5 protein-coding genes are annotated in these 8,517 nt (G+C 64.8%); all 5 read right to left on the bottom strand.

The genetic code is table 11. The features are described 5' to 3' along the window. Positions 1 to 163: 163 nt before the first annotated feature. The 5 genes from cobA to G9C89_RS23840 all read right to left on the bottom strand — a co-directional run bounded on the left by cobA (position 164) and on the right by G9C89_RS23840 (position 8,488). Complete coding sequence (cobA, locus tag G9C89_RS23860; protein WP_172153006.1) at positions 164 to 901, bottom strand: uroporphyrinogen-III C-methyltransferase; 738 nt, start codon at positions 899 to 901, stop codon at positions 164 to 166. A gap of 86 nt (positions 902 to 987) precedes the next feature. Then, the gene (locus tag G9C89_RS23855; protein WP_172153004.1) at positions 988 to 3,705 is read right to left on the bottom strand and encodes a nitrate reductase; all 2,718 of its coding nucleotides are present in this window, start codon (positions 3,703 to 3,705) and stop codon (positions 988 to 990) included. A gap of 62 nt (positions 3,706 to 3,767) precedes the next feature. Next, positions 3,768 to 4,097 carry a nitrite reductase small subunit NirD gene (nirD, locus tag G9C89_RS23850; RefSeq protein ID WP_172153002.1) on the bottom strand — a complete coding sequence of 110 codons (330 nt, stop codon included), beginning with the start codon at positions 4,095 to 4,097 and terminating at the stop codon, positions 3,768 to 3,770. Further along, positions 4,094 to 6,547 carry a nitrite reductase large subunit NirB gene (gene nirB, locus G9C89_RS23845; protein WP_172153000.1) on the bottom strand — a complete coding sequence of 818 codons (2,454 nt, stop codon included), beginning with the start codon at positions 6,545 to 6,547 and terminating at the stop codon, positions 4,094 to 4,096. The genes nirD and nirB overlap by 4 nt, the downstream gene beginning before the upstream one ends. Before the next feature lie 273 nt (positions 6,548 to 6,820). Further along, positions 6,821 to 8,488, bottom strand: a complete 1,668-nt coding sequence (locus G9C89_RS23840; protein WP_172152998.1) for a bifunctional protein-serine/threonine kinase/phosphatase — start codon at positions 8,486 to 8,488, stop codon at positions 6,821 to 6,823. Positions 8,489 to 8,517: the final 29 nt, after the last annotated feature.

The raw sequence follows: 8,517 nt of genomic DNA, 5'->3' as shown, positions 1-8,517 counted from the left end.
GTCTCGATACTGGATACGATAAACCGGCTTAGCTGCATAACCTGAACCGCCGTATACGGAACCGTACGTACGGTGGTGTGAGAGGACGGCGGCTGTGAAGCCGTCTCCTACTCGATTCCAGAAAAAAGCCCGGCGCAGGCCGGGCAAGAAAAACTCGCAGGGCTCAGGCAATCGCGGCGATGGCTTGTGCTTGGTGTCCGCCGGCGACTTCACCAATCACCAGGATGGCCGGGCTTTTCAGCTGAAAGGCCAGGGCATCGTGTTGCATCGCCGCCAGTGAACTGCGGCATTCGCGCTGGTGCGGCAGCGAGGCGTTCTCGATCATCGCCACCGGCATGTCGGCGCACATGCCGCCGGCCAGCAGGCTATCGCGGATGTCCGCCAGCTTGGCCACTCCCATATACACCACAAGGGTGGTGCCCCCCTGAGCCAGGGCTTGCCAGTTGAGCGTGCTGTCGTCCTGGGTGTGGGCGGTGACCAGGGTCACGCCACGGGCAACGCCGCGCAGGGTCAGGGGGATGCCGCAGTTGGTGGCGCCGGCCAGGCCCGCGGTGATGCCATTGACCATCTCCACTTCGATACCGTGCTGCTGCAGCCAGTCGACCTCTTCGCTGCCACGGCCGAAAATGCACGGATCGCCGCCCTTCAGGCGTACCACGCACTTGCCCTGGCGCGCATAGCGCAACATCAGGCGATGGATAAAGGCCTGCGGTGTCGAGCGGCAGCCACCGCGCTTGCCCACCGGGACTATGCGTGCGGTTGGGCAGTGTTCCAGCACCGCCGGGTTGACCAGGTCGTCGATCATCACGATCTCCGCCTGACGCAACGCTTTTACCGCCTTGAGCGTCAACAGCTCCGGGTCACCCGGGCCGGCGCCTACCAGCCAGACTTTTGCGCTCATATCAGATTCCTCGTCGTAGGGTGCGTCGTGCGCACCGGTGTTTCAGGTTGGTGCGCATGGCCTGGACGGCCCCACGCACCCTACGCTTATGCGTTTAGCACTACGGGCGGGTTGGCCAGCAGTCGTCTGATTTCCGGTACGCAAGAACCACAGCTGGTGCCGCATTTCAGCTCCTGCTTCAGTCCATCGAGGTCGAGGCCCCGGCTAATGCCGCTGCACACGGCTTCTTCGCTGACGTTCAGGCAGTTGCACAGGGTCTTGCCGGGCTTCTTGCCCGCGGCAGCACCCGGTGGGGTGGACAGTGGCGCCAGGAGCCAGCGGCGCAGGTCGGCATCGGCCTGGCCTTCGCTCCACAGACTCTTCAGCCAGTCGCGGGCCGCGGTCTCGCCGGCCAGGCGGATGGCGGTGATGCGGCCGTCCTCGATGCGTACCCGTTTGCCAACCGCCCGGCGTGGGTCGTCGTAGGCCAGTACTGGCCCTTCGTGCAGGCCCAGCAATTGATCGATCTGTGCCAGCAGTTCGGCCTCGGGCGCTACCGCGCTTGCCGCACGGATGACCAGGGCCGGGCGCTCACGGCCAGTGAGGCTGAGGTTGGCGTAGGCGAAGGACTCGAACAGCGGGCGCAATGCCTCGAAACGCTTCTGCACGTCGCCTTCGACCAGGGCGAACAACTGCCAGGGCAGATCGACCTTTTCCACCTGGATGCCGGCGTGCTTGAGCTCGGGCTGCTTGGACAGCGGGTCGAAGGCCGGCAGGGTCAGCACGTTGGTGCCCAGGCCCTTGAGAAAGCGGTTGCCCCAGTGCATGGGCAGATAGGCCTGACCGGAGCGAATCGCCTCGTCGGCCTGTACCTGCACAATCAGGCTACCGCGGCGGCTGCGCACCTTGACCAGGTCGCCGGCTTGCAGGCGCAGGCGCCGCAGTTCGTCCGGGTGCAGGCTGAGCGCTGCCTCTTCGACATGGCCGAACAGGCGAGCGGCGGTGCCGGTGCGGCTCATGCCGTGCCACTGATCGCGCAGGCGGCCGGTATTGAGGGTCAGGGTAAAGCGGGCGTCGCGTTTTTCCTTGGGTGCCCGATAGGGGTCGGCATGAAACCGCGCGCGGCCGTTCTCGGTGGGGAACCGGCTGTCGCCATACAGGCGTTCGGTGCCCTGGGTAGCGCCGGCCGGGAACGGCCATTGCTGGGGACCTTGGTTGTCCAGAATCGCGTAGCTGAGCCCCGAGAGATCGAGGTCGCGCTTGGCGGTCAGGTGTTTGTACTCTTCGAACAGTGCTTGCGGGTTGTCGAAGTCGAACAGGCTGGGCAGGCCGGGGCGCAGCAGTTTTTCCAGGCGACGGGCGAAATCACTGGTGATCGCCCAATCCGGCCGCGCCTCTGCGGGTGCTGGCACGGCGCGGCGCACATGGCTGACGCGACGCTCGGAGTTGGTCACCGTACCTTCCTTCTCGCCCCAGCTGGCGGCGGGCAGCAGCAGGTCGGCGTAGTGGCAGGTCTCGGTGGTGAAGAAGGCTTCCTGCACCACCACGAACGGGCAGGTGGCCAGCGCTTCATGCACCTTGTTCTGGTCGGGCAGCGATTGCGCCGGGTTGGTGCAGGCGATCCACAGGGCCTTGATCTTGCCGACCCGCACCGCTTCGAACAGCTCGATGGCGGTCAGGCCGGTGCTGTCCGGCAGGGCGTCGACGCCCCAGTGCCGGGCGACTTCGGCACGGTGCTGCGGGTTGGCGGCATCGCGATGGCCCGGCAGCAGGTTGGATAGACTGCCGGTTTCGCGACCGCCCATGGCATTCGGTTGGCCGGTCAGGGAGAAGGGGCCTGCGCCCGGCTTGCCGATCTGCCCGGTGGCCAGGTGCAGGTTGATCAGCGCGCTGTTCTTGGCGCTGCCGCTGCTCGACTGGTTGAGGCCCATGCACCAGAGCGAGAGGAAGCTCGGCGCGCTGCCGATCATTCGCGCGCACTGCTGCAGGCTGTCCTGGCTGATGCCGCACAACTCGCTGACCATCTGCGGGCTGTAGTCGCGCACCAGGGTTTTCAAGGCATCGAAGCCCTGGGTGTGGGCGTCGATATAGGCGCGGTCGATCCAGCCTTCCCACATCAGGATATGCAGGATGCCATGGAACAGCGCGACATCGCTGCCCGGAATTATCGGCAGGTGCAGGTCGGCCAGGTCGCAGGTGTCGGTGCGTCGCGGGTCGATGACGATGATCTGCATGTCCGGGCGCTTGGCCTTGGCTTCTTCCAGGCGGCGGAACAGCACCGGGTGGGCGAAGGCCATGTTGCTGCCGGCGATCAGTACGCAGTCACTCTGCTCGATGTCCTCGTAGTTGCACGGCGGCGCATCAGCGCCGAGGCTGCGCTTGTAGCCGACCACGGCCGACGACATGCACAGGCGCGAGTTGCTGTCGATATTGTTGGTGCCGACCAGGGCGCGGGCCAGCTTGTTGAAGGCGTAGTAGTCCTCGGTCAGCAGCTGGCCGGAGATGTAGAAGGCGACGCTGTCCGGGCCATGTTCGCGGATGGTCTCGGCGAAGACGTTGGCGGCGTGATCCAGGGCGCTGTCCCAGTCCGTGCGCGAACGCGCCAGGCCTTTGCCCAGGCGCAGCTCGGGGTAGAGCGCGCGGGCGTCGAGATCGCCGGTCAGGTGCAGGGTCGAACCCTTGCTGCACAGCTTGCCGAAATTGGCCGGGTGCTCGGGATCGCCCTGGACGCCGAGGATCTTCTCGTCATCGTGTTCGATCAGCACGCCACAGCCCACGCCGCAATAGCAGCAGGTGGAGGCGGTGATCTGATGGGATTGGGTCATGGCGTCATCTCTCTGCGGTAATCCTGTAGGCCGCACCGTGCGGGGCGCGGCCTACCAATGACCTATCGGGCACATTCGGTGGCGGTATTCAGGGTCAGCAGCACGCGGCCGTTCTCGACCTTGGCTTCATGCCGGTGCGCGCAACCGACGTCCGGCGCCACCGCTTGGCCGGAATCGAGCTCGATCTGCCAGTTATGCAGCGGGCAGGCCACGCGCTTGCCATAGACCAGGCCTTGGGATAGCGGCCCACCCTTGTGCGGGCAGCGGTCGTCGAGGGCGAACACCTCATCGGTCGAGGTGCGGAAGATCGCGATGTCGCCCTTGGGCCCGGCGACTATGCGCGAACCCAGCGGGTTGATTTCTTCCAGGGCGCAGATATCCAGCCAGCTCATGCTTGCACCTCCAGATCGCGCAGGGCGATGCGGTCGAATTCTTTCTTCAGTTGCGGTTTGGCCAGCTGTTCTTTCCACGGGTCCTGCTCGAAGGACAGCGAGAACAACAGGCGAGCGTGCAGTGCCTTGCGCTTCTCGGCATTTTCCAGCACGGCTTTCTTGATGTGCTCCATGCCCACGCGCTGCATGTAGTGCACGGTGCGTTCGAGGTAGAAGGCTTCCTCGCGGTAGAGCTGGAGGAAGGCCAGGCTGTATTCCATGACCTCTTCGGCGCTCTTGAGCTTGACGAAGAACTCGCCGGCCTCGGTCTTGATCCCGCCGTTGCCGCCGATATAGAGCTCCCAGCCGGAGTCGACGCCGATGATGCCGACGTCCTTGATCCCGGATTCGGCACAGTTGCGCGGGCACCCGGAGACCGCCAGCTTGACCTTGTGCGGCGACCACATGTTGAACAGCGCGTGTTCCAGGTCGATGCCCATCTGCGTCGAGTTCTGCGTGCCGAAGCGGCAGAACTCGCTGCCGACGCAGGTCTTCACGGTACGGATGGATTTGCCGTAGGCATGGCCGGACGGCATGTCGAGGTCCTTCCACACGCCCGGCAGGTCGTCCTTCTTGATCCCCAGCAGGTCGATGCGCTGGCCGCCGGTGACCTTGACCATCGGCACCTTGTACTTGTCGGCGACATCGGCGATGCGACGCAGCTCGGCGGCGTTGGTCACGCCGCCCCACATCCGCGGAATAACGGAGTAGGTGCCGTCCTTCTGGATGTTGGCGTGGGCGCGCTCGTTGATGAAGCGCGACTGCGGGTCGTCCTTGGCTTCACCCGGCCAGGTGGAAATCAGGTAGTAATTCAGGGCCGGACGGCAGGTGGCGCAGCCGTTCGGTGTGCTCCAGTTGAGGAAGGTCATGGTCGCCGGGATGCTGGTCAGGTGCTCTTCGCGGATGGCCTTGCGGATCTGCCCATGGTTGAGGTCGCTGCATCCGCAGATGGCTTTCTCGCTCTTCGGCTTCACATCTGCCGCGCCGCCCACGGTGTTGATCAGAATCTGCTCGACCAGGCCGGCGCAGGAGCCGCAGGAGCTGGCGGCTTTGGTGTGTTTCTTCACGTCGTCGACGCTGAACAGGCCGTTCTCCTGGATGGCTTTGACGATGGTGCCCTTGCACACGCCGTTGCAGCCGCACACTTCCATGTCGTCGGGCATGCTGGCGGCGCTGCTCTGGCCCTGGTGGCCGGCGTCGCCAATGGCATTTTCGCCGAACATCAGGTGATCGCGGATCTCGCTGACGTTGTGGTTCTCGCGGATCTGCCGGAAGTACCAGCCGCCGTCGGCGGTGTCGCCATACAGGCAGGCGCCGACCAGCACGTCATCCTTGATCACCAGCTTCTTGTACACGCCGCCGATGGGGTCGGACAGGGTGATGGTCTCGGTGCCTTCGGCGCCCATGAATTCGCCGGCGGAGAACAGGTCGATGCCGGTGACCTTCAGTTTGGTCGAGGTCACCGAGCCCTGGTAGCGGGCGAAGCCGAGCTGGGCCAGGTGGTTGGCACAGACCTTGGCCTGTTCGAACAGCGGCGCCACCAGGCCGTAGGCGATACCGCGGTGGCTGGCGCATTCGCCGATCGCGTAGACCCGCGGGTCGAAGGTCTGCATGGTGTCGTTGACCAGGATGCCGCGGTTGCAGGCGATCCCGGACTGTTCCGCCAGGTCGCTGTTGGGGCGGATGCCGGCGGCCATCACCACCAGGTCGGCGGGAATCACCTCGCCGTCCTTGAACTTCACCGCGCAGACCCGGCCTTCGCCGTTGTCCAGCAGCTCGGCGGTGTGCTTGGGCAGGAGGAACTTCAGGCCGCGGTCTTCCAGGGACTTCTGCAGCAGGCGGCCGGCGGTGACATCGAGCTGACGCTCGAGCAACCAGTCGCCGATGTGCACCACGGTCACGTCCATGCCGCGCAGCTTGAGGCCGTTGGCCGCCTCCAGGCCGAGCAGGCCGCCACCGATGACCACCGCATGCTTATGGGTCTTGGCGGTGTCCATCATCATCTGGGTGTCGGCGATATCGCGGTAGCCGATCACGCCCTGCAGGTCCTTTCCCGGAATCGGCAGGATAAAGGGGTTGGAGCCGGTGGCGATGAGCAGGCGATCATATTCGGCCTCGCTGCCGTCATCGGCCACGACTACGCGGGCCTTGCGGTCGATCTTGACCACTTTGCGGCCGAGCAGCAGCTTGATGCCGTTGTCGACGTACCAGTTGAGGTCGTTGAGCACGATCTCTTCGAAGGTCTGCTCGCCGGCCAATACCGGGGAAAGCAGGATGCGGTTGTAGTTCGGGTGCGGTTCGGCGCCGAATACCGTGATGTCGTAGAGATCGGGAGCGAGCTTGATCAGCTCTTCGAGGGTACGCACTCCGGCCATGCCATTACCGATCATTACCAGCTTGAGTTTTTTCATGGTTCCTCACCGTCACGCATAACCGGAAAACAAAAAAGGCGTCCCGCTAGTCACCTAGCGAGGACGCCTTTGTCCAAGTCCCGTTCTCTCGGGAAGTGCCGCCTTCAACGTTGAAGGCCGCACTTTATTTAAATGTGCAAATATCAATGCAGGGCTTATGCCAACTTGGAAAATGCCTGAATATTCGCGGGTTAGAGTCATTTCTCGCTGCCGTGCCGGTGTTGCATTGCACCTGTATAAGGCGTGTTGCGCTGTTCTGGTGCGCTGGCACGGTCACTTCAGCAGTAGTACCAGCAGAGCCAGGTTCACGAGCAGGGACACCAGGGCCACGGTGCGCCAGACTTTCACCGGCTCGCGCTCGAGCAATGGACGCGGCCTGCTGCTCAGTGACTGGCGTTCGCCCTGTTCCAGGGCCAGCAACCACTCCTCGGTGGTCTCGTAGCGATGCTTGGGGTCGGCGCTGACGGCGCGACTGAGGCTCTCGTCGATCCAGTTCGGCAAGTCGGGGCGATAGCGGCTGGCCGGCGTCGGGTTACCGAAACGTGGATGCTGGAAGGCCTCGATCTCGCCATAGGGATAGTGGCCGGTGAGCAGGTGATAGAGCGTCACGCCCGCGGCATAGAGATCTTGTTGGGCGCTGGGCGCGACGCCGGCAAACGCCTCCGGGGCAATGTAGCTGGGGGTGCCAGGCAGGTCATTGGCTTCATCGCGGGACAGGCCGGGGCAGTAGGCCAGACCGAAATCCAGCACGCGCAGTTCGCCGTCGTCACCCCACAACAGGTTTTCCGGCTTGATATCGCGGTGCAGGATGTTGCGTCGGTGCAGCATGCCCAGGGCTCTGACCAGGCGCGGGGCGAGATCCAGCCACTCGGGCAGGCCAAGGGGGCCGGACAGGCGAAACTGTTCGGCCAGGGTCTGCCCGGCGTATTCGCGCTGCACGTAGTACAGGTGCTGGCGTTGCGGCAGGGGATGGACTTCGGCGAAGTAGCGCCCGGCCACTCGGCGCAGGAACCATTCCTCGAGCAGCAGGGCAGGGCCGGCTTGCGGTTCGTCGGCGCGGTTGGCGGGCAGGGTCTTCAATAGCCAGCGGCGCGCCTGGCCATCACGTACGCGGTAGATCAGCGACTGGCGCGACTCGGCCAGCAAGCGCTCGACCTGCCAGCCTTCGAAGTCCTGATCTTCGCGCAGCTTGGGCGGCAAGGGCCAATGCGCAAGTTGCGCCAGGGTATCGGCCAGGGCACTTTTCGGCAGGCCTTCGATCTGCACCAGCAAGGCGCTGGCATTGTCCTGACTGCCGGCCAGGTGGGCGGCACTGACCAGTGCGCGGGCGGCGGCAGCGGGGTCGGGCTCATCGTGCAGGATGCGCTGGATGCCCGGGTCGCCGAGTGTAGCCCAGACGCCATCGCTGACCATCAGGAAACTCTCGCCCTCGCGCAACTCACCGTCCTGGTAGTCGACTACCAGGTGCTGATCCAGGCCCATGGCGCGTTTGAGCACATGCTGCATGCCCTGTTGTTCCCACACGTGGTCTTCGCTGATGCGCTCGAGTTGGCCGCCGTGCCAGCGGTAGGCGCGGCAGTCGCCGACATGCGCCAGGGTGAAGCGTCGGCCGCGCAGGACCAGGGCGGTGAGGGTGGTCAGCAGCGGCTGGCCGCCCCCATTGGCTTGCAGCCAGCGGTTGTGTGCGACCAGCAGGCGATCCAGCGATTGCGCCACCGCCCAGGTTTCCGGGGTGGAGTAGTAGTCCAGGGCCAGCGCTTGCAGGGTCGCCCGAGCGGCCAGGCCGCCGTCGGCACATTGGCTGACACCGTCGGCCAGGGCGAACAGATAGCCTTTGCTCGCTGCCAGGGACGGGGTCGGGGTCACCACGCGAATGGCGTCCTGGTTCTCTGGGCGCGGGCCGATGGCGCTGGCTTCGCCGAAGGTGAGTTGCAGGGCCATGGCGGCATTTCCTGAAAGGATGGGTTGAG

Origin of the sequence: Pseudomonas tumuqii (genome assembly GCF_013184545.1) — a bacterium.
GTDB classification, from domain to species: Bacteria; Pseudomonadota; Gammaproteobacteria; order Pseudomonadales; family Pseudomonadaceae; genus Aquipseudomonas; species Aquipseudomonas tumuqii.
This window is presented reverse-complemented; position numbering and strand designations above follow the sequence as displayed.

Excerpts from the sequence above, each read along its gene's own strand:
- cobA (WP_172153006.1), bottom strand. The coding sequence starts at position 901 with ATGAGCGCAAAAGTCTGGCTGGTAGGCGCCGGCCCGGGTGACCCGGAG.
- G9C89_RS23855 (WP_172153004.1), bottom strand. The coding sequence starts at position 3,705 with ATGACCCAATCCCATCAGATCACCGCCTCCACCTGCTGCTATTGCGGC.
- nirD (WP_172153002.1), bottom strand. The coding sequence starts at position 4,097 with ATGAGCTGGCTGGATATCTGCGCCCTGGAAGAAATCAACCCGCTGGGT.
- nirB (WP_172153000.1), bottom strand. The coding sequence starts at position 6,547 with ATGAAAAAACTCAAGCTGGTAATGATCGGTAATGGCATGGCCGGAGTG.
- G9C89_RS23840 (WP_172152998.1), bottom strand. The coding sequence starts at position 8,488 with ATGGCCCTGCAACTCACCTTCGGCGAAGCCAGCGCCATCGGCCCGCGC.